We start from the raw sequence: 20,456 nt of genomic DNA on the forward strand, positions 1-20,456 counted from the left end.
TTTAATGACAAATTTTTTTTTAGTGAGGTTTCATGAAAGCACTTCTAGTGGGCTTGAGTCTAGTTCTCTCAATCGGTGCATCTGCATCTGAATTTCTTCCTGACTGTAGAAACAGAAACGGAGAAATCCTAAAAACTGACGTTAGCCAGTTAAGATCAATTATGGGTAACCGTCGCGCTAATAAGCCTCAGGTTTATGTAGCGGGCATCATCAGCGAAATTAAAAGCGAAGACCATTCAGGACTTCCACACCAAAAATTCTTCATCAAAGTTGATAAAGACATTGAACTTCAAATCGTAAGCAATCTGGACTTCGGAAGAATTCCTCTAGTGGTTGGTAAAAAGATTTCTGTTTGTGGTGAATTCTTAAGAGTTGGTGACGGAATGGTACACTGGACTCATTTCGATCCACGCGGAAGCCACCCAGATGGATTCTCAATCATCGATGGACAACTTTACGGCGAACACGAAGTACCAGTTAAGTAATTACTAAACGCCAGGCCCGGCAAACTTCTTAAAGAAGACTGTCGGGCTTAGCTGCTTCGAGCTTTGGCAATTCTGCATTCTGATTCATAAGTAGAGTCGTGCTCGTTGAAACAAACTTCACATCCATTTCTTTGGCAATCTTTAGCACTTCAACAATAAATTTATGTCTCTCATCAAGCTCAACACTTCCCTCTCTCGTTTTAAAGAAAACGTTAACCAGAATGTTCACTGATTTATCAGTGATGTCATTGATGTAAATTTGCGCATTAGATGTCTCAATCAATTGGTGAATCTGACAGATGTACCTTAAGCGCTCACAGTACTCTTCCAGCTTATCCATCGGGTTAGATAAATCCATCACCAAAAAAGTCCTGTAGCGTCTCATCCCTCTCATGCCGTAGTTATCAATCGCCATGTTCGCCAGGACGTTATTGGGAAGACTCACAAGAGACTGCAGTGGAGTCCTGATGCGCGTACTTCTAAAGCCTACTTCTTCGACTGTCCCTTCAAGACCTTTATCGAGGATAACGTAGTCTCCAATTAAAAATGGTCTATCCATAATAACTGTGACTGATCCAAAGAGATTTGAAATCGTGTCTTTTGCTGCAAGGGCAACGGCCACCCCCCCGATCCCAAGCCCGGCAAGGATGCTGCCGATATCGAAGGTTAAACTGTGGGCCACCAGAATAGTCCCGAAGGCCACAACCAAAACCTTGGCGGTTTTAGAGAGCATCGGCACAAGAACATCATCAAACTTATTAGCAGTGTCTTTAGCGATTTTTGCAAAGTGCATACTGATAATATCGACGATCTTTAACGAAGACCAGACAGAAGAAAGCGCAATCAAGATATAAAACGCGCGCACTAAGATATCGTAAGTCTCAGTGTCGAGCTCCATTGTTTTCACTCCGGCCATACACACTAGTGAGAAGGCCAGCAGTCCAAATGAAAGAGTCGATTTATATTGGTCATTTTCCTTAAAATCCAGCGATTCTTTTTTCACCAGGTCGCGAATATAAAGAGTCGTCAGAAAACGCATCATGCTAAGAGCAATAATCGCCACTACAAAAATGGCCAGGAAGCCAAGCCATTGTCCTTTGGTGAACATTAGAAGCTCTTCACTCGCCCATGCCGGCATGTGATCTTTGAGTCTCGTCTTCCAGTTTTTGTATTCCACAACTCCGGCCACAACTGGTAAGTGAGAAACTGAATTATACAGGGCCCCAATAGTGTTTACCGTCTCAGGTGTGAATCTCCATGCCCCATCAATATTTTTTTCAATCGCAATCTCTGCTTCGATCACCTGATTGTCTTCAGTGATTGATTGTTTTCTGAAGTACCATTTCGTGCCGTTGGGATCGACTGGAATGTGCGTGAAATCTATTTTAGTAATGCGATCGAGAGTATTGATAAGCTTTTCAGCGGCCTTTCTTCCCGTCTTCTCTCTTAAGTTTTCATCTACCTTTGAAAGGTTGAATGTTCTTACCGCTTGATCAAAATAAGCGCGGGACTGACCATTGCCTTTTTTAACTTCATCCATGGCCTCGACAAAAGTGCGCATGGTTTCTTGTGGGTTCTTAAGTTTTTCCAGCTCTTCATATTTTAAATAGGCCTGCGAACTTTCTTCCGGGGCCGCTTCTTTCTTAGCTGGTTTAGTTTTTTCAATGGCGTCTCTCACTACCGATGTCGGTATTTGTGCCTGGGCAGTGATAGTCAAAAGTGAGAGTAAAATAATTGATAAGTAACGCGTTAACATAGCAAGTTCCTTCGAGTTTTAAGCCTTAAAAATTTACCTTGAAGGGTCATTATGGTCAAGGAACTATGCCTGATCTTTTAAGTCATATAATCTTAATAAATCCAACACTTCATTCTTTCGTTGGGAAAGTCATATTTGGAGGAGTAAGCTTTCCTTCAATACATAATTTCTCAAGGATGAGATAAATGAAAAAAACGCTTACTGCTCTTACAGTTTCTTTTATGGCCTTCCTGTGCCTTTCAACACTACAGGCGAAAATCGTCGAAGAATCTTTTTACATCCAAAGCTCTGACCAACACATTTTTGAACTTTTAAAATCAAGACCAGAGTTAACTATCGATCACATTGAAAAAGGTGGATTTGAACTTTACGGACCAAAAGGACTGAAAGAATTCCTGGTTACAAATAACATCCCACACTTCTCGATGAAAATCGCAGCAGGTGCACAGAAGGCGAAGGGTCAATACCCGACTCCGGAAGAAATCGAAAAAGAGCTCAAAGGAGTCGTTTCAAAATATCCTGAAATCGCCCGCATGTTCTCAATCGGAAAAAGTGTTAAAAACCGCGACCTATGGGTGATTAAACTCTCAAGCAACGTAAATGTTAATGACGAGCGCCCGGAGTTTAAGTACATCGCCAACATGCATGGAGATGAAATCGTCGGTCGTGAAATGATGGTTAGACTAGTTAAAGACCTGGCCATGAATTACGGAAAAGACCCGCAAATCACCAACCTCCTTGACCGCGTTCAAATCTACATCATGCCTTCAATGAACCCGGATGGGGCCGCTGCCAGCACTCGCGGTAATGCAAAATATGTCGATCTTAACCGCGACTTCCCGGATTTCTCAACGTCAGATAACAAAGACACAACAGAAGGGAGACAACCGGAAACAAAAGCAGTGATGGACTGGCAAAAGACAAGAAACTTTGTTCTTTCTGCTAATTTCCACGGTGGGGCCGAAGTCGTAAACTACCCTTGGGATACAAAAGCGGACAAATTCCCGCAAGAAGCTTTCATTAAAGAACTATGTCTTGAATACGCAGGTCTTACTCCATACATCAGTACATCGACAGCTTTCCAAAACGGTATCACTAACGGCTATGCTTGGTATGAAGTGAACGGTGGGATGCAGGACTGGAGTATTTACTACAGAAAGGATATGCAGATCACGATTGAAGTTTCCAACAATAAATGGCCGGAATACTCTCGAGTTGATTACTACTATCAACAAAACAAAGCTGCTCTTCTAAGATTTATCGAAAGAGCTATTCCTTAATCTTCAACCATCTTATTTAATCCCAGTTTTTCCAATTCACTGACCGTGATTGGAGAGCTGGGATGAATAAGCCCTCTTAGAACAAAAGAATGATCCGGTTTTGGCGCCACTAAAATCTTTTCCTTTAATTCCTTATCAAGCTCAAATATACGTTTTAAATAAAGAGAGTTCACATAAGTGATATCGATTTTCTTATCCAAAAGATCCATCACATTTTCATGATAGTTTCTTCCCTGCTCAATTCCCTTTTTTAGAATTCGATCCTGATCAGTCTTCATATCCGTGAACTGATAATGAAAGCCCAGAATAATTCTGACTTTCTTTTTATCTAAATTATCAAAGTAAGACTGATCGCGGTCGTACTTAAGGGCAATGGCCATCTCTTCCCCTTGTGTGAGAATCCCAGTGCGAGCGTAGTTGATCTTTCTATCTTTCCAGCCCCATGATTCATCTTCAAAGAAAATCATATCAAACTTTCTAAGTTTAAAATCTTTGTATCTTCTATTGGGACTCGTATAAACAAATTCGAAATGGTATTTTTTTTGGGTGTTATTGAGCTTGGCAATCAATTCACGTACGACTCCTTCACTCCCTTCTTTTTCTACAAAAGGAGCAAAGTCATAACCTCCCACTCGGACAACAATGCTTTTGTCAGTCGCTTTGGCCTGTGCGTTTAATGACAGGAGAATAAGCAAACTATAAAAAATGTTTTTTAATATTCCTAGAGGCATCGGACGATTATGTAAAAAATGTTCTGCTTACACAATAATGAATTTTTCAGGAATTGATTAAGATTAGTGGGGTCTAATCATTTTAGAGTACTTAAAAGTTTAGTCTTAAGCTTTTTGAGCCTGATACGCTGGTCCTTTTTCGTTGTCGTTGCAGCAAATGACAAGAGTGTGTTCATTCGCTCTAAGTTAAGCCAATCCTCTTTCGGTGGGTCACCATCTTTAAAATTCAGCGGGCAGTAATCTAGAACATTTTCGGTGGCCACATAGAGAGGAAGCCCTTGTGTACGGCAAATAAGCGGACGCCCTTCATACACTGTACATTGGTCGTTGTATAAAAATGTACAATAGCTTTCCTGATGAGGAGTCTTCCAAAGCTCCAAGAGCCTCGTTTGCTCCTCTGGAGATTGAGAGGCAAACCAATCGCTGATTCGGTCAGCTTCAATTTCAAAAACACTTATGTCGGTCTGACAACATTTAGAACACCCCTTCTTGCACTCCATCTGTGTGGCGTGTTTCGCGTGGATTTTATCAAAAAATCCCGAGGCGTTTTCCTGTAATGTGATAACCGGATTTGAACTCATACTTCTGGAATAATCCCTGCAGTTGCTTCCAGTAGTTTTTGATTCATGACCGACTGGATTTTTGTTTTTTCTGCGTCTCGTTTGCTGCTCAGGTATAAGTTAAGAGATGACAACACGTCAAGGTTTGTCACAAGTCCTAAACGATAATCTCTTACCGTTTCTTCATAACTTCTCTTTGCTTTATCAAGCGCTACTTCAAATTTTTTGATCTGATCGTGGTAACGGCGGAACATTTCATATCTTGTTGTCACTGCGATTTTAACGCTTTTTTGGTAGTCAGTTAGCTGGTACTCTGCTGTCTTTTTTCTCTCTAAATCTTCTCTTACAAGTGCTTGAGAAACTCCCCCTTCATAAAGTGGAATTGAAAGATTCAGGCCAATGTCCCAGTCAGAATTTCTTGAGGCACTCGAGCCACCTTCTTTAAGCGCATAGTAGTTCGATAGTAAATCGAGCTTTGGCGTATAGTGAGCTTTTGAAATATTTAGTTGTCCATTTAAGCGGTCAATTTCTAATTGTCTGTTTTTTACATCTTCACGTTTTAGAGCAAGACTCAGGTATTCATCCAGAGTTTTTTCCTCTTTCACTTCATCGAAGGCCAGCTCTACTTTTTCATTTTTTGCCATCCCCGTAAGAATGTAAAACTTCGCTTCGTTTTGTTGTAAAAGCCCCTGTCCATCGGACGTCTGGGCATCAACTGAAGCGAGCTGGGCTTCGGCCTGAAGAAGCTCTCCTCTTCTTGATCTTCCGATCTGCACACGCTTTTTAATTTCATCAGCGCGCTCCTGACTTTGTTTTTTTAGAAGGTCCAGGTTCTTTAAATCGTTCCAGCTTAAAACGTAATTATAGTAGGCCTCAACCACTTCCATATACAGGTTCACGCGGTCGATTTGTCTCTGGTTTTTAGCAATTTGAACATTTGTCTCAGAGTTCTCAATCAATTGCTTGTCTCGTCCTCCGTTATAGAGGCTCGTCGTCAGGTTCAATCCCAATGTCTTTTGATCATCGTAATTTTCCTGCTTTAAGTAAGTTCCTCTGATCGATAAAGTCGGAAGGTATGTCCCCTGTCCTTGTCTTTTTTCTTCAAAGCTTTGACGAAGGCGTGACTCATTGATGTTGTCGGCCTGGTTATTTAAAAGAGCGCTATTGAAACTCTCCCCAAGTGTGATGGCCTGGGCATTTGAAAGTGTAATGAAAGTCAGGAATGAAGCTAAAATCATTGGTCTATTAGGCATGGGTCCTCTCGGGGGTGTAAATAGTGCAAACTTATTAAAACAAAGGGCGAAAGGAGTGTAAATCTTTCTACCAATATTCATTGATAAGTGCTAAAAGTGTCTAACTTAAAAAGTTATACGGTCAATATTGAAGAGGGTTTCATGAGAATTAAAAATGTCGTTTTCTCACTTGTCTTACTTTGTTCACTAAACACAGTTAATGCTGCGCCACTCAAAGTTGGAATGGTCACCGATGTCGGGGGCGTAAATGATCAATCTTTCAACCAATCAGCTTGGGAAGGCCTACAAAAAACAAAAAAAGAACTGGGAATCAAAGTAAGTTACCAGGAATCTAAGCAAGATGCAGATTATCCTGCGAATCTTGAAACTCTATACGATGCTAAAAATGACCTGATCTGGGGTATCGGTTTTAAGATGGCCGACGCAATCCTAATCGCAGCCAAACAAAATCCTAAACAAAAGTACGCAGTCATCGATTACTCTTACGGCACTAAAACTCCAGCGAACGTTATCGGTGTAATGTTCAAGGTTGAAGAAGGCTCTTTCCTTGCCGGCTACATCGCTGCCAAAATGAGCAAGACCGGAACAATTGGATTCATCGGTGGGATGAGTGTTCCTATCATCCATAGCTTCCAGTATGGCTTTAAGGCCGGAGCGAAATTCGCCAACAAAAAAATTAACATCATCGAACAATTTGCTGAATCTTTTACTGATGCAGCTAAAGGAAAAGCGATCGCAAACCAAATGATCGGAAAAGGCGCTGACGTTGTCTTCCACGCTGCTGGTGCAGTTGGTGACGGGGTTATTGAAGCCGTTAAAGAAAAAAACAAAATGGCCGTTGGTGTTGACCGCGATCAAAACTACCTTGCTCCAAAGAACGTTATCACTTCAAGCATGAAGAGAGTTGATTCGGCCATCTTCAACGTTGTGGCCGATTTAAACAAAGGGACATTCAAAGGTGGAACAACTATCGAGTACGGTCTAAAAGACGGTGCTGTTGATATCGCTCCAACAACTTCGAAGATGGTTCCAGCTGTTCTTCTGGAAGAAGTAGCAAAAATCAAAAAACAAATCATCGACGGAAAAATCAAAGTTCCATCGACTGAGAAAAATTTCGTAAGCTTTGCCAAGACTGTTAAATAATGCTGGCACTAGAGCTTAAGAACCTCACAAAAAGTTTCGGGGACTGTATCTCCTATCACAACATGTACCTCTCGGTGGAAACCGGCGAGGTACACGCAATTCTCGGCGAAAATGGTGCCGGTAAATCAACGTTGATGAAAACCATCTACGGCGAACACCAACCTGATCCGGGTGAAGGCGAAATGTTCGTGCGCGGGCAAAAGATTAAGATCGAATCCCCTGCTCACGCCATCTCTCTGGGAATCGGAATGGTTCATCAGCACTTCAGGTTAGTGCGTCCTTTTACAATTCTTCAAAACATTATTCTGGGGATTGAACCAAGAAACTTCCTGGGCATGATTGATTACAAAACGGCCCGCAAAAAAATCGAAGAGATCATCAAGACCTACAGCTTCGATTTAGACCTCGACCAAAAAATTGAAAACGTCAGTGTGGGAACTCAACAAAGAGTTGAGATTATCAAGACGCTTTATAGAAACGCAGAGATCATCATCCTGGATGAACCAACGGCCGTTTTAACTCCTCAGGAGATTAAAGATTTTTACCGTATCATTAATAATCTTAAGGCCCTGGGAAAGACGATCATTATTATCACTCACAAGCTTCATGAGATTAAAGTAATCGCCGACCGCTGCACGATAATCAGAAAAGGTGCTTACATTGAAACTGTAAATGTAAAAGTGACCAGCGAAGAAGAACTCGCTTCTAAAATGGTTGGAAGAAAAGTCGACTTAAAAGTCCCTAAGACTGATGCAATCCCAACAGATGACATCGTCTTCTCAATTGAAAACCTAAACGTGGTCAACACGAAAAACTTCCCGGTGGTTTCAAACTTTAGTTTTAAACTTCGCCGTGGAGAGATTACCGGTCTTGCCGGAATCGACGGCAACGGACAAAGTGAACTGGTTGAAGCTTTAACCGGACTTCGCAAAATCCAAAGCGGAAAAGTCATGATCAACGGTGAAGACATCACCGGGCTTAGTCCTAAAAAAATCTATCATAAAAAACTTGGAACTATTCCAGAAGACCGCCAGCGCGTGGGTCTGGTTATGGATTTCAAAGTGAAAGAAAACTGTGTGCTTCAACGTATTGATGAAAAACCATTTTCAAACTGGGGTTTTATTGTTGGCAGTGAACTCACTCGTTTTTCTAATGAACTGATTGCCCGCTTCGATATCAGGCCAGCGGACTGTGAAGCAAAAGCAGTTAACCTTTCAGGTGGAAACCAGCAAAAGATCATCCTGGCCCGTGAAATCGTCCACAATCCGGATGTCCTGATTGCTTTTCAGCCAACCAGAGGTCTGGACGTTGGAGCGATTGAATACGTCCATCTGGAGTTGATTAAACTTAGAGACGCTGGAAAAGCTGTTCTTCTGATTTCTTATGAGCTTGATGAAATCATCAACCTTTCTGATCGCATCGGGGTTATCCACAAAGGAAAACTATGGGCAGAAGTTTCTGGCGAGAAACTTAAGAACAATCCACACTTAAAAGAAGACATCGGACTCTATATGGCAGGAGGAAAACCTGTATGAAAAACTTTATCATCAGCATCCTTTCTGTTGTCTTAGGACTTTTAGTTGGTGGACTTGTCTTAAAACTATCGGGCATCTCGCCTCTTGAAGCTTATCAGGTTATGTGGGAAGGCGCTTTCTCACAACCAAACTACATTTCATACATCATTATCCGTTCAACTCCCCTGATCCTGACTGGTCTTTCTGTGGCCTTTGCTTTTAGAACAGGACTATTCAATATTGGAGCTGAAGGGCAATTTGTTATTGGTGCATTGTCGGCGACTTATTTTGGTTACCACTTTGATTTTTCACCATGGATCCAAGTTCCCCTGGTGATGATGCTTGCAACAATGATCGCTTCACTTTACGGAGGCCTTAGTGGATTTTTAAAAGCGCGCTTTGGTGTGCATGAAGTTCTTTCAACGATCATGCTTAACTGGATCGCTCTTTATCTTTCAAACTACGCTGTCTTCATTCCAGGCTTCAGGCGTCCGGATACTGAAACGACAGAGTTCATTAAAGACTCAAGTAGCATCGGGATCTTAGATAAATGGAAAATGAGTGACGCAGGAATGGAATGGCTAGCTAACCACGAGTTCTGGCATTCTTTCATGAGACCACCTGTTAATGCCGGTATTTTCATCGCGCTTATTTGTGTGGTCTTAGTTTGGGTCATCCTGAATAAAACTGCCTTTGGATATAAACTTAAGGCCGTGGGTTTTAGCCCGAACGCTGCCGAATACGCTGGTATCAGTACAAAATTAAAAGTCACTCAATCAATGATGATCGCCGGAGCTCTTTCAGGGCTTGCAGGTGCCACTCACGTGATGGGAGTTTCAAAAAACGTTGCGGTTCTTGCGGCTCATGAAGGATATGGTTTTGACGGAATTGCCGTTGCCTTAATCGGATCAAACCATCCGGTGGGCGTTCTTTTCTCTGGATTTTTCCTCGGGGCCTTAAAGTACTCAGGACAAAAAATCCAATCAACTCTTGAAGCTCCTTCAGAAGTTATCGGCATCATGATTGGTGCGATTATCTTTTTTATTGCGATTCCAAGCATCTTTAACTTTGTGACTAAAGCGTGGAGGAAAAACTAATGAGTGATCTTCTGTTTCTTTTTTCAACAACGTTAATGTATTCGACTCCGCTCATTTTTACGGCCTTAGGTGGTGTGCTTTCTGAAAAATCAGGAGTGATAAACATCGGTCTTGAGGGAATGATGACCTTTGGAGCTTTTGCCGCTTCATGGGTCGCGATCACAACAGGAAACCCTTGGCTGGGTCTTATTGCCGGTGGAATTGCTGGACTTCTTTTAAGTATTCTCCATGCAGTTGCTTCCATTCGTTTCCAGGCCAACCAAGTTGTCTCAGGAATGGCGATTAACTTCTTAGGAAGTGGGCTTGCTGTGTTCTTCTGTCGCATTTTCTTTGATGGAACAAGCATGACTCCGCCGCTTGATCTGGAAAAAAAGATCCCTGTGTTTTTTGGCCAATACGCGACTGTTTACCTGGCATTTTTAGCGACGGCCCTTATCTGGTTCACCTTTAATAAAACGACATTGGGACTAAGACTTATTAGCGCTGGTGAACACCCAAAGGCCGCTGGTGCTGCCGGGATTAAGGTTTCATACTATCGCAATATCGGAGTTCTGGCTTCAGGACTTCTTGCTGGAATCGGCGGAGGAAGTCTTTCAATCGCTATCGTTTCCAACTTCCGACCGACACTTATTTCCGGACAAGGATTCATTGCTCTAGCGGCGATGATCTTCGGGAAATGGAATCCGGTAGGAACTTTATTTGCATGTTTGTTTTTTGGATTCTCTCAGGCCCTGGTGGTTTACATCGGTGGACGTCCTGAAATCCACATCTCTTCTCAGCTTCTGGCAACTCTGCCATACATCCTGACTCTGATTGTACTCGTGGGACTAATGAAGAAGACAACAGCTCCAAGTGCTCTTGGAAAATAATTAAGAAATCGGAAAAAGAAGTTTAAAGCGCGTGCCAGATGGACCTTCACTGGCCGTGCGGCTTTCAAAAGAAATTTTCCCTCCAAGCCTATCCACACAACCTTTGACAATCGGAAGACCAAAACCTGTTCCGATTTCACCATCTGTTCCCATTGATGAACGCGAAAGATTGGCCTCAAACACCGTCTCACGCATATCAGAAGGAATACCCAGGCCACTGTCCTCGATAATAAACTGAATAAAGTTTTCTACACGAGAAACACGCAATCTAATTTCGTTATCTCGCTCAGAGAACTTCACTGCATTGGAAAGTAAATTACCTAAGATCTGGTGTAAAAGAAGGCTTTTACTCGAATAGAATGAATACACTTCACTTCCGGCCGACCAATGGAATTTTAAATTTTTATGCTCAAGTTTCTCTGAGAACATGTCTTTTAATTCTAAAATCAATTCGCGGATGATGACTTCACTGTAAGTGATTTCTTTTTTCCCCATTTCCGTCAAACGCAGCTCTTTAATCGAATCAGTTATTTCCTGGACTCTCTCAGAAGCTTTCAGGGCCTTACTGGTCGCACTCAACTGAGCTTCATTTAAAGGAGATTTAACTAATTGATTAAGCTTTACGATAATAACTGAAAGAGGAGTTGAAATATCATGACTTAATACGTTTACCAGGTTTTGTGTCCTCTGTTTAGCTGCTTCCAGCATGCTGGCATTCTGTTCAACTAAAAAGATGTGAACCCAGATAACGATTGAAGCGATAAAAACCCATCCAAAAAGAATCAATGCCTGAGCAACAACGAGTCCCATCTCTGAAATCATAAATGGAAATTTATAACCGCTTAGTTTTAGCAACATAAAAACAAAAATAGACAATGTCGTGACAATTGCCCAAAGAGTCGCTCCTTTTCTTCCGGCCATAACTCCTGCAAGCATCGGCAGAATTCCCAACCAGATTAAAACATTGCTGTCAAAACCACCGGTGAAATAGGCAAAAGTCATTTGGTGGATGATTCCTGCGCCAATCATGACGTTGGTGTTAAACATATAATTATTGTTTCTTAAATAAAGAAACGGAGAGAGAAGATGAATAGAGCTGGCGATAATTCCCACAATCCCAGGGATAGGATTTGAAATAGTAAAACAAGCAACAAAGGCGTACGACCACATAAGCACACCTGTGGTCAACATCGACACCAGGTGTGCGTGAATATATCTTTCAGAGATATCTTTTTTCTGAATTCTCTTATGAGCGATCAGCTCATAAAAACTCAGGTAGAAATCGAGGACGTACTTTTTTAAACTCATACCTTATAAAGTAAATTTAAAGTTTGAAAGCAGAAGCCCCGGAGTTCTTGTTCCACCAACATCGCGCTGGAAGTATGAACCTGTCGAAGGGCTGATCTCTGAGAAGTTCGTAATTCTCTCAAGAGCGTCTCCAAACATTGAGTAATAACTTTCATCAAAACGTAAATCTTCAATCGGACTTGCGATCTCTCCATTTTCTACCCAGAAACAAGCGTATCTTGTCATTCCGGTTACACGAGCTGTCTCGCGGTCAGACCAGTTTAGGTAGTGCAGGTCAGAAAGGTAGAGACCTGTGCCCAGCTCTTTATAGATATCATCACGTGATAAATCACCTGTTGAAATAACCGGAGATCTCATCGACTCCCAATCAGAAGCGAAGTTTGATTCAAGTTTGTATTCATTCGCCGTTCTCGTTGAAACCAGGAAATTTTTAAACTCACCTTTTTCAATAAGCATCAATTCTGCCGGGCTCACCTCTCCAGCGTCGTTAAAACGTGGAGCAAGACCAAGTGAATAGTCTTCTTTTAGTGTAAACTTTGGAGACATCTTTTTCTTTGCTTGCCACAGGTCTTTTAAAGAGCCATTCCCTTGCTGGTGAGCAGACATCGAAACGCCTCCCCATGAAAGAGTCCCAAGCAGTTCGTTGACCGCTGAAGGAGCAAGGTAAACACGGTAATCACCACGTGCGACTTTCTTTGAATCGCGGTTCATTAATGAGAGCTTATGTTCAGCATCTTTAATATTACGTTTTAGTTCAGTACTATCCCAGTCTGAACCAGCATAAAGCGACTTCACCGCTTTTTGTTTGTCATTATAAAGCGAGTAATCCAGGTAGAAGTTTCTTGTTTTAAACCAGTGGAATTGTCCTTCAGAGTTAATAGTGGCTCGAACAACGTCTCCACTTGAGAAAACTCCCGCCAGGTCTACGTTACCAGCGATATCTAAAACCTGCCCCATCATCTCTTCATTTTTTGGAAGCTGGTTTAGGTTTTCTTCTTTAGTCACTCCGTAAAATTTTGGACGCACAAGATAAGGGTCTTCCGGCAGGGCCGCAATCCATTCGCGAGATTGGTTTAATTTTTTTATCGCTAAAGTGACGTCACTTTCGTTTGCTCTAAAAGGCATATTGAAAGTCAGGACTTTGTTTCCTTTAACAAAAACAAAATCAATAAAGGCCTGCTGAAGATTCGTCACCTGGCGCACTTTGGCTTTTGAGAGTCTCGAGAAAAGTGTTTCCTCTCCCGTGAAGTTTAATGTTAATGCTTCATCGCTTTTTAGATCGTTGAAAATTTGTTTGGCAAAAATCTCTAAATATGAGGATTCAAGAGCTTTCATTATTTCCCTCCTCCAAAAACTTCGATGTTAGTAAATAGACAAACTGGACTTGCGTGCCCTACGAAGATCACCTGATTTGGTTCTCCCTTTCCACAGTTTCCAAGACCACCAACTTCGAACGTTGATTTGTCTCCTACCATTTTTAGCTGGTTCCAGAATGGAGCTGTAATTCCGCGGTAATTAGGATTCTTCACTAGTTTTGTTAGTTTTCCATCTTCAATCAGACGGCCGTATTCACAACCAAACTGGAATTTATTGCGGTAGTCATCAATTGACCACGATCTGTTTGTTTGCATGAAAATCCCACGTTTCACAGACTTGATCATTTCTTCAAGTGACGATGTTCCCGGCTCAAGGTTAACGTTGGCCATACGGTCAATCGGCGCTCTATTCCACGATGTGGCCCTCTGGCTGGCGACACCTGGAAGATTCAGTCTCTTTTGAGACTCTAAACTTCCCAGTCCTCTTAAAAGAACTCCATCTTTAATCAAAAATTCGCGAGTTGCTTTGTTTCCAATATCGTCAGCAAAATAACTTGCAAACTGTCCGTGAACAGTTGGATCAAATGTAACGTTCATTAGAGGTGAACCATATTTTAATGTTCCAAAGTCAGCAGGTTTTACAAAACTCCATCCAGCATAATTTCTTTCGTCACCCAGGATGCGGTCAAGCTCTAACGGGTGACCGATACTTTCGTGAATCTGAAGGTATAATTGGTCTGGAGCTAAAAGCAGGTCCATCGTCTCAGTTGGACACTCTTCTGCATTGAGAAGCTCAAGAGCTTCATCAGCAATTCTCTTCGCGTGAGTCAGAAGTCTTGCTTTGTTCCAGTTTTCCATTCCCAGCTGAGTGCTTTGGTCATCACCAAAACTTCTTCTCTGGTTTCCTAATTCACTTGAGGCCACAGCACTCATCGCCACCGCTGAACGGTTGATGTTTTGCTTAATGTCTGCGCCGTTAGTAGCCACAAAGTGAGTCTGCATATCGCTTACTTGCATATAAGCGATTCTATTGATGATGTGTTCATGCACTTTCATCGTCTTTGAGATTTCCATTAAAAGCTCTGTGGCCTCTTTTGGATTAAAACTCTCTAGTCCTTTTTTACCCGGGCTATTGTATTCACCAACAGTCGCTGGGCGTTCATCGAGAGTGAACTTTGAAAGACTAAAACGGCTGGCTTCAAGAGCAGCGTTTTTAGCTTTTAGTGCGCATTCTCTAATGTCTTCCAGTTCAAATGAGTTTGTCGCCCCATAAGCAAACTGGCCATTCATCATCACTTCCACCATGAGACCATGGTCTTCAGATGTGCTTAGTCCTTCGAGGACTTCATTGCGCACGCTCATTGATAAATTTTTAGTGTGAACTTCACGAAGCGAAATATAATCCGCTTTTAATTCCGAAAGATTTTTTAAAATCTCTTGCAGTTTCATTAAGCTCTCCCTTTCCAGTGAGTCATACTTGTCGAGACTCCCAGAAGTTTATTAACAAATGTAAAAATTTTAAGAGGTAAAATCCCCTTTAATAAGTCCACCCACTTCACCACGAAGGGCTCCTTGATAAAGGCGCAGTCTTTCTCAATTCCATGAATGATTTTTTCAACGATCGCTTCCGGCTTAAGCCATGGAAGAAGTATAGGAGCTTTCACTCCGGCAAACATTCCTGTGCTGATATAACTAGGGCACACCGTTGTCACGTGAACATTTTCAATTCCTCTCTCCAAAAACTCCAGGCGAAGAGATTCAGAAAAACCAATCACCGCCCACTTTGAAGAAGCATAAGTCGTTCCATAAGGAAGACCGATGAGGCCTGAAGCACTTGCCAGGTTGACGATATTGGAGTCTTTGCTTTTTCTCAGGTCATCAAAGAACAAATAAGTCATGGCCACCAGACCATCGACATTCACTCGGTATGTGGCCAGGTGTTTTTCCAAAGGAAGTTTTTCAAACTCTCCACCAAAGACCACTCCGGCATTGTTAACCAGGACATCAAGCCCTAGTCCTAAAGCAGAGATATCGCTTTTAAGTTTTTTAAGACTCTCAAGGTTTGAGACATCTGCATAAAAGGCATGGGCCTTACCGCCGCTTGATTTAATTGAGCTCACTACGGTTTGAGCAGCTTCAAGATTCATATCGACGACAAAAACAACAGCACCTCTTTTGGCCAGTTTTTCGGCCATAAGCTTTCCAATTCCGGAAGCTGCACCTGTAATAAGAACTTTTTTGTTTTCAAAATTTTTCATCAGATCTTGGTCTCTTTGAAAAAAAAGGCGAGACTAAGTCTCGCCTGTTTATGATCCCTGATAAAGGAATTATGGGTTTAGTAATTGCATTGTCCCTGCGCCATCAACATAGAAGCTCTCTGAGTTTCTCATTTCGTTTAAAAGCCCTTTGGCCTTGTATGAAATTTGAATGATCGCAGAGGCCACTGGGTTTTCTTCACTACCAACGTTTGCCACGTTGATTAACTCAGAAGTTGCATCAAAGTTAAATCCCCAGGCAGCATAGACCTGGCTTGCTTGAACCTTAAGACTTGTGATGTATTTTCCGTTTCCTTTATACGAACCGTTGTATTGGAAAAAAACAGTATAAGTGAAGCCAATCACTTCGCTTCCGTATAGGTTTTTGTAAGATACGCGGTAGCTGACAGCTTTAGGAGCTGACCAGTCGGCCATCTGATAAAGTTCAGTCTTAGCTGCATTTCCTTCAATGTGCGGAAGAACGCTTAAAGAGGGAATCAGTCCATTAGTTGTAATAACCGGTCTTCCAGCTTCGATGATCGGCCAGATTTTTTTTCCGATAGCAATCAGACCATCAAGGTACATTGCCACTTCATCAATTGGGTTTGTTGGAACTTTAGGAAGCTCTACAGTTGCTTTGTCATCTGGTGTTTCAACTTCGTGAACTTCTACACTAGAGATCACAAGAGCTGGATCTACTTCTTGTGCGAAAGAAACAGTGCTTAGTAATAAAAAGCTCGCAATGAAAAACGACTTAAACATTGAGTACCTCCCTAGAATTTGATGCGTGCAATATCTCTGCTGGAGAGCTTTTTGTCTAATAAATCTTTTGTTAAGAGAGAGCTGTAAGAAGAAGTTAATTCTGCCTAGGGTGACGCGCAAAGTCTCACACTAATAAATGACTGAAATCTAGTTTGGTTATCCACGAAGTTTAAAGACGATATTTTTCTCTACAGCGTAAGGGTAACCCTTCTTTTGGAATCTCCACTTTTTCGTGCCCTCAACTGCTGCGCGGTCAAGGATGTCATGGCCACTGCTTTCGATAACGACGGTGCTTTCGGGAAGGCCTTCTGAAGAGACATTCACTCTAAGTTTAACCTGACCTTCAAGGCTTCTTTTCACGGCCAATCGTGGGTAATCCGGCTCGCTGAAACTAGTGACTGATTCATTAAAACCTCCGCCTGATCCTGGGCCTTCGGCGCTTCCATGAGCTTCATTTTTTACGGCCGAAGCTCCATTTGAAGCAGCGGACGCAGAAGCACTCTCTTGCCCAAGAGAAATCGGCTTTTCTGTTTTTACGCCCGTCGCTTTTTTCACGACAGGTTGATCAGGAAAAAGCCTTGATCCACCACCTGAAGAAGTAAATTGAATATCTATCAGGTTGCGCTCGCGCCAGGAATCCTTACTTAAGAATAAACCCGATAAGAGCAGGACGATAATATGAATTCCCACCGCCAGAATGATGGAATAAGTTATTTTTGGCATGGAGGATTGATACCAATATTGTGCTAAACTGTAAAACGATGATGAAGCGTTACTTGAAGTACACCGTTCACTTTTTTCTTTTTAAGATTGTTTTAAAAAACTTTCTTCGTTTATTTGTTGGAATCTCATTCCCCCATTCAAAAAAATTTCCCCATTATGAACAATGTATTTTGTGGCCAATCACAACAGCCACCTCGATACCGCGGCCTTTTTATCTATGGTTCCGATGAAACATCACCTGGACTCTCACCCGATTGCCGCCAACGACTATTTCGGCAAAAGCCCATGGGCCAGAGGTTTCTTTGAATTTTTCTTCAATACAATTCTTATTGAGCGCAAGGGGCTTAAAAATTTTGAAAAGTCGATGGATGCGATTCATTTAGCTCTGTCTCAAAAAAAGTCGATTCTACTTTTTCCGGAAGGCTCTCGTGGAGAACCTGAAATCATGGGGCAATTTAAAAATGGAATTGCCTACATTTTAAAAACACACCCGCATGTTCCTTTTGTACCGATCTATATGCAAGGATTAGGGAAGGCCATGCCAAAAGGTGACTCAGTGATTATTCCTTACGACTCTAAAGTTATTGTGGGGCAACCCATTCTTATTCCTAACGTCGCTGAACTCTCACTCTCTCAAATCACATCAATTGTCCGCCAAAGCGTTCTCGATTTAGAAAACTCCGAAAACACTTAGCGCTTAATGAGTCTTCCTTTCACTGCTGTTTGCGGTCTCAATGAAACCTGCGCATTCATTTCAATATGCAGCTTAGGCTCAAGGGCCTCAATTTTAAATTTCGACAGGACTTTTAAAAACATCGTCGCCATTTCTAAATTGGCCAGTCTCTCCCCCATGCACACTCTCTGTCCTGCTCCGTAAGGAATAAAGGTCAGCGGTTTTGGCTCCTCTTGGAAACGGTAAGGGTTAAATTCTTCTGGTTTCTCCCAATAGTCTGGATGATGCTGAATCAAATTCTTCTTCACTATGAAATGTGTCTTTTTTCTTTACTGCTTCCATCTAGTCTCCCAAAGATGTGGAATATATGTGTTTCAATAAATTTCCCAAATTAATTATTTCGCAAGTTCCATATCGAATAAGCAGTAATAAACTTAATCAACTTTAAAATGCTCGTATGACTTCTTGCTTTGATTTCTTTAATGAACTAAAAAAGACTTACCTCGTAACATTTTAAAATATATGAGAAAAATTCGATGCTGAAAAAAAGTAAAGACTAATTGAGGAAAATTAAATTTTACTTTAAGAAGATATTAAGGATTCCGACAAAAACAATTCGAAATCTTTAGAAACCTTCGCAATTCAAGTCACTTCAGAGGCCAGCTTTAAGTTTGCAGTAATTTACTTTTTACTTATAAATTAATTCTCTTAATTTTACGAACAGACACCATCTAACGATTATCTCTCTAAGGATGGTACATGAAAAAATCGCTAAATTTTAGATTATTGGCCTGGGCCGCTGCCAGTATCTTTGTAGTCTCTATCGCTCTAACTGCTTACAGTGCTTACTCTCTTCAAAATGAACTTTTCGAAAAAGCTGAACTTGAATCAAAGAAGTACGCTGAAGATGTTGCATCTGAAATTGAATTCAAAATTTCACAGGCCTTCGAAGTGACTCGTTCATTTGCCAGAAACCTTGCGCAGACAAAAGATAAAAATCACCCTCTAAAAGTGACACGAGAAGGAGTCATAGAAATGATGAAAGCTCAATTCCTGGCAAATCCTACAATTTTTGGATTCAACACTGGTTGGGAACCAAATGCTTTTGATGGGAAAGACGCTGAGTACGCAGGCAAAGTCCCTTACGATGCTTCAGGAAGATTCGTTCCTTACATGACGAGAAAATCTTCTAATGAAATTTTACTGGAAGCACTGGTTGACTACGATAAAGAAGGGCCAGGTGACTACTATCAATTGCCTAAAAAAATGCAGAAAGATGTCATTATTGCCCCTTACGCTTACCCGGTTAATGGTAAAACGGTTCTACTTATTACTCTTGCCTCTCCCGTTATTAGCGGTGGCAAATTCTACGGAGAAGTTGGTTCAGATGTTGACCTGACTTTCTTCCAGACTTTAACTGATACAAAAAACCTTCCTAAAGGATCGCGCATCATCATCTACGATAAGGCCGGATCAATCATTGGATTTACTGGAGATGAAAGCAGACTGCTAAAAAATATCTTCACTGAGAAGATTGATAATTATGTCCCATATACGGCATCACGCCTTCAGGATAAAAACAAACACATCATTCTTGATGAACACAACATGAGTATTTTGACCGAAATCAACATGAATAACGAATCATGGTTTATTGAAGTGACCATACCTAAAACGGCCATCGTTGGTCCAATCTATAAACAAGTAGGAATTCTGTCTGCTATCGGTTTAACTCTGGCCTTTTCAGCTCTACTTATCGGTTACTTCTTGATTGGAAAAATCACCGGAAAAATCATTGTCCTTGCCGATCGTTTAAAAGAGTCTGCAGATGTCACAAGAAATGGAAGTAACACTGTAAAAGATGCTTCTTTCCAGGTTTCAAGCGCCACTCAGGAGCAGGCTTCAGCTATTCAGGAAACAGCGACAACTCTTGAAGAGATTAGTGCCATGGTTGTCAAAAGTGTGGACAACGCTAAAAACTCTTCTGAGCAGGCCAATAACAGTTTTGAAATCGCTACAGAAGGAAAACGCACAGTTGAACAAATGCGCCAGTCAATGGATGATATCAGAAAAAGTAATCATGACATCGTTCTTCAAATCGAAAACAGTAATAAAGAAATCGAAGGAATTATCCGCGTTATCCAGGATATTTCTGAAAAGACAAAAGTTATCAACGATATCGTTTTCCAGACAAAACTTCTGTCTTTCAACGCTTCTGTTGAAGCGGCCCGTGCCGGAGATATGGGGAAAGGCTTTGCCGTTGTTGCGGAAGAAGTTGGTAACCTGGCCGCAATGAGTGGTAACTCTTCTAAAGAGATCAATGAACTTTTAGAGAAGTCTATTTCCAGTGTATCTGGAATCATCGCCGAAACAAAGAAGCGCGTAGAGACTCTAGTTCATGAAGGAAAGGCCAAAGTAGACCACGGGACAAAAGTAGCACAAAGATGCGAAGAGATCCTGGATCAGATCGTTCACAACGTTTCATCAGTAAAACATCTGATGGGTGATGTGACTGTTGCTGCTGAAGAGCAGTCTAAAGGTGTAAAAAATATTTCAGATGCTATGAACATGCTGGATATCACTACTCAGGACAATACGAAGACAGTTCATCAAACTGCCAACCAGTCAGAGCTTCTATTTAAAGAAGCTGACAACTTGTCTGACATTATCCTAATGCTTGAAGAAGAAGTTTACGGATCTAAGAATAAAGCTGCTTAATAAAGAAAGGGGC

At 41.6% G+C, this 20,456-nt stretch carries 19 protein-coding genes; 8 read left to right on the top strand and 11 right to left on the bottom strand.

What is annotated here, in order from left to right:
• Positions 1–32: 32 nt before the first annotated feature.
• On the top strand, positions 33–485 hold the full coding sequence (locus ACN20O_RS03455; RefSeq protein ID WP_142409105.1) for a DUF3465 domain-containing protein: 453 nt from the start codon (positions 33–35) through the stop codon (positions 483–485).
• 28 nt (positions 486–513) lie between these two features.
• On the opposite strand, the gene ACN20O_RS03460 is transcribed toward ACN20O_RS03455, so the two are convergent.
• Positions 514–2,241 carry a mechanosensitive ion channel family protein gene (locus ACN20O_RS03460; protein ID WP_491637252.1) on the bottom strand — a complete coding sequence of 576 codons (1,728 nt, stop codon included), beginning with the start codon at positions 2,239–2,241 and terminating at the stop codon, positions 514–516.
• 185 nt (positions 2,242–2,426) lie between these two features.
• Here ACN20O_RS03460 and ACN20O_RS03465 point away from each other — a divergent pair, with 185 nt between their 5' ends.
• Entirely contained in the window at positions 2,427–3,521 is a 1,095-nt protein-coding gene (locus ACN20O_RS03465) for a M14 family zinc carboxypeptidase (RefSeq protein ID WP_102244500.1), read from the top strand.
• On the opposite strand, the gene ACN20O_RS03470 is transcribed toward ACN20O_RS03465, so the two are convergent.
• From ACN20O_RS03470 to ACN20O_RS03480, 3 genes are all read right to left on the bottom strand, one after another.
• On the bottom strand, positions 3,518–4,216 hold the full coding sequence (locus ACN20O_RS03470) for a hypothetical protein (RefSeq protein WP_491637255.1): 699 nt from the start codon (positions 4,214–4,216) through the stop codon (positions 3,518–3,520). The two genes, ACN20O_RS03465 and ACN20O_RS03470, sit on opposite strands and share 4 nt — an antisense overlap.
• A gap of 113 nt (positions 4,217–4,329) precedes the next feature.
• Positions 4,330–4,833 (bottom strand): YkgJ family cysteine cluster protein, encoded by a 504-nt coding sequence (locus tag ACN20O_RS03475; protein WP_102244502.1) that lies wholly within the window; start codon positions 4,831–4,833, stop codon positions 4,330–4,332.
• A complete protein-coding gene (locus tag ACN20O_RS03480) occupies positions 4,830–6,065 on the bottom strand; it encodes a TolC family protein (RefSeq protein ID WP_491637257.1) in 1,236 nt (411 codons plus the stop codon). Before ACN20O_RS03480 ends, ACN20O_RS03475 begins: the two co-directional genes overlap by 4 nt.
• 141 nt (positions 6,066–6,206) lie before the next feature.
• Here ACN20O_RS03480 and ACN20O_RS03485 point away from each other — a divergent pair, with 141 nt between their 5' ends.
• The 4 genes from ACN20O_RS03485 to ACN20O_RS03500 are packed head-to-tail and all read left to right on the top strand — an operon-like array spanning position 6,207 to position 10,688.
• The gene (locus ACN20O_RS03485) at positions 6,207–7,208 is read left to right on the top strand and encodes a BMP family lipoprotein (RefSeq protein ID WP_102245510.1); all 1,002 of its coding nucleotides are present in this window, start codon (positions 6,207–6,209) and stop codon (positions 7,206–7,208) included.
• Entirely contained in the window at positions 7,208–8,743 is a 1,536-nt protein-coding gene (locus tag ACN20O_RS03490) for an ABC transporter ATP-binding protein (protein ID WP_142409099.1), read from the top strand. The genes ACN20O_RS03485 and ACN20O_RS03490 overlap by 1 nt, the downstream gene beginning before the upstream one ends.
• On the top strand, positions 8,740–9,819 hold the full coding sequence (locus ACN20O_RS03495) for an ABC transporter permease (RefSeq protein ID WP_102244505.1): 1,080 nt from the start codon (positions 8,740–8,742) through the stop codon (positions 9,817–9,819). The genes ACN20O_RS03490 and ACN20O_RS03495 overlap by 4 nt, the downstream gene beginning before the upstream one ends.
• Positions 9,819–10,688 carry an ABC transporter permease gene (locus tag ACN20O_RS03500; protein ID WP_491637260.1) on the top strand — a complete coding sequence of 290 codons (870 nt, stop codon included), beginning with the start codon at positions 9,819–9,821 and terminating at the stop codon, positions 10,686–10,688. Before ACN20O_RS03495 ends, ACN20O_RS03500 begins: the two co-directional genes overlap by 1 nt.
• Here ACN20O_RS03500 and ACN20O_RS03505 read toward each other — a convergent pair whose 3' ends face one another.
• The 6 genes from ACN20O_RS03505 to ACN20O_RS03530 all read right to left on the bottom strand — a co-directional run bounded on the left by ACN20O_RS03505 (position 10,689) and on the right by ACN20O_RS03530 (position 17,052).
• Complete coding sequence (locus tag ACN20O_RS03505) at positions 10,689–11,996, bottom strand: sensor histidine kinase (protein WP_142409097.1); 1,308 nt, start codon at positions 11,994–11,996, stop codon at positions 10,689–10,691.
• 3 nt (positions 11,997–11,999) lie between these two features.
• Positions 12,000–13,331 carry a TldD/PmbA family protein gene (locus tag ACN20O_RS03510; RefSeq protein WP_142409096.1) on the bottom strand — a complete coding sequence of 444 codons (1,332 nt, stop codon included), beginning with the start codon at positions 13,329–13,331 and terminating at the stop codon, positions 12,000–12,002.
• Positions 13,331–14,761, bottom strand: coding sequence for a TldD/PmbA family protein (locus ACN20O_RS03515; RefSeq protein WP_491637263.1), 1,431 nt, complete (start codon positions 14,759–14,761; stop codon positions 13,331–13,333). Before ACN20O_RS03515 ends, ACN20O_RS03510 begins: the two co-directional genes overlap by 1 nt.
• Positions 14,761–15,570, bottom strand: coding sequence for an SDR family NAD(P)-dependent oxidoreductase (locus ACN20O_RS03520; RefSeq protein ID WP_491637265.1), 810 nt, complete (start codon positions 15,568–15,570; stop codon positions 14,761–14,763). Before ACN20O_RS03520 ends, ACN20O_RS03515 begins: the two co-directional genes overlap by 1 nt.
• A 69-nt stretch (positions 15,571–15,639) precedes the next feature.
• Positions 15,640–16,329, bottom strand: a complete 690-nt coding sequence (locus ACN20O_RS03525; RefSeq protein ID WP_491637267.1) for a hypothetical protein — start codon at positions 16,327–16,329, stop codon at positions 15,640–15,642.
• A gap of 156 nt (positions 16,330–16,485) precedes the next feature.
• Entirely contained in the window at positions 16,486–17,052 is a 567-nt protein-coding gene (locus ACN20O_RS03530) for an energy transducer TonB (RefSeq protein WP_491637269.1), read from the bottom strand.
• Positions 17,053–17,224: 172 nt separating this feature from the next.
• Between ACN20O_RS03530 and ACN20O_RS03535 the strand changes: the two genes are divergently transcribed.
• Positions 17,225–17,746 carry a lysophospholipid acyltransferase family protein gene (locus ACN20O_RS03535; RefSeq protein ID WP_491637271.1) on the top strand — a complete coding sequence of 174 codons (522 nt, stop codon included), beginning with the start codon at positions 17,225–17,227 and terminating at the stop codon, positions 17,744–17,746.
• Here the strand turns inward: ACN20O_RS03535 and ACN20O_RS03540 are convergent.
• A complete protein-coding gene (locus ACN20O_RS03540; protein WP_491637273.1) occupies positions 17,743–18,033 on the bottom strand; it encodes a cytochrome P450 in 291 nt (96 codons plus the stop codon). The genes ACN20O_RS03535 and ACN20O_RS03540 overlap by 4 nt on opposite strands.
• 451 nt (positions 18,034–18,484) lie before the next feature.
• Between ACN20O_RS03540 and ACN20O_RS03545 the strand changes: the two genes are divergently transcribed.
• Positions 18,485–20,443: a methyl-accepting chemotaxis protein gene (locus ACN20O_RS03545; protein ID WP_491637275.1), complete on the top strand. Its 1,959-nt coding sequence runs from the start codon at positions 18,485–18,487 to the stop codon at positions 20,441–20,443.
• Positions 20,444–20,456 lie beyond the last annotated feature (13 nt).

The sequence above is a fragment of the Bacteriovorax sp. As-1 genome, assembly GCF_058446905.1.

Excerpts from the sequence above, each read along its gene's own strand:
- ACN20O_RS03455 (WP_142409105.1), top strand. The coding sequence starts at position 33 with ATGAAAGCACTTCTAGTGGGCTTGAGTCTAGTTCTCTCAATCGGTGCA.
- ACN20O_RS03460 (WP_491637252.1), bottom strand. The coding sequence starts at position 2,241 with ATGTTAACGCGTTACTTATCAATTATTTTACTCTCACTTTTGACTATC.
- ACN20O_RS03465 (WP_102244500.1), top strand. The coding sequence starts at position 2,427 with ATGAAAAAAACGCTTACTGCTCTTACAGTTTCTTTTATGGCCTTCCTG.
- ACN20O_RS03475 (WP_102244502.1), bottom strand. The coding sequence starts at position 4,833 with ATGAGTTCAAATCCGGTTATCACATTACAGGAAAACGCCTCGGGATTT.
- ACN20O_RS03480 (WP_491637257.1), bottom strand. The coding sequence starts at position 6,065 with ATGCCTAATAGACCAATGATTTTAGCTTCATTCCTGACTTTCATTACA.
- ACN20O_RS03485 (WP_102245510.1), top strand. The coding sequence starts at position 6,207 with ATGAGAATTAAAAATGTCGTTTTCTCACTTGTCTTACTTTGTTCACTA.
- ACN20O_RS03490 (WP_142409099.1), top strand. The coding sequence starts at position 7,208 with ATGCTGGCACTAGAGCTTAAGAACCTCACAAAAAGTTTCGGGGACTGT.
- ACN20O_RS03495 (WP_102244505.1), top strand. The coding sequence starts at position 8,740 with ATGAAAAACTTTATCATCAGCATCCTTTCTGTTGTCTTAGGACTTTTA.
- ACN20O_RS03500 (WP_491637260.1), top strand. The coding sequence starts at position 9,819 with ATGAGTGATCTTCTGTTTCTTTTTTCAACAACGTTAATGTATTCGACT.
- ACN20O_RS03505 (WP_142409097.1), bottom strand. The coding sequence starts at position 11,996 with ATGAGTTTAAAAAAGTACGTCCTCGATTTCTACCTGAGTTTTTATGAG.
- ACN20O_RS03510 (WP_142409096.1), bottom strand. The coding sequence starts at position 13,331 with ATGAAAGCTCTTGAATCCTCATATTTAGAGATTTTTGCCAAACAAATT.
- ACN20O_RS03515 (WP_491637263.1), bottom strand. The coding sequence starts at position 14,761 with ATGAAACTGCAAGAGATTTTAAAAAATCTTTCGGAATTAAAAGCGGAT.
- ACN20O_RS03520 (WP_491637265.1), bottom strand. The coding sequence starts at position 15,570 with ATGAAAAATTTTGAAAACAAAAAAGTTCTTATTACAGGTGCAGCTTCC.
- ACN20O_RS03525 (WP_491637267.1), bottom strand. The coding sequence starts at position 16,329 with ATGTTTAAGTCGTTTTTCATTGCGAGCTTTTTATTACTAAGCACTGTT.
- ACN20O_RS03530 (WP_491637269.1), bottom strand. The coding sequence starts at position 17,052 with ATGCCAAAAATAACTTATTCCATCATTCTGGCGGTGGGAATTCATATT.
- ACN20O_RS03545 (WP_491637275.1), top strand. The coding sequence starts at position 18,485 with ATGAAAAAATCGCTAAATTTTAGATTATTGGCCTGGGCCGCTGCCAGT.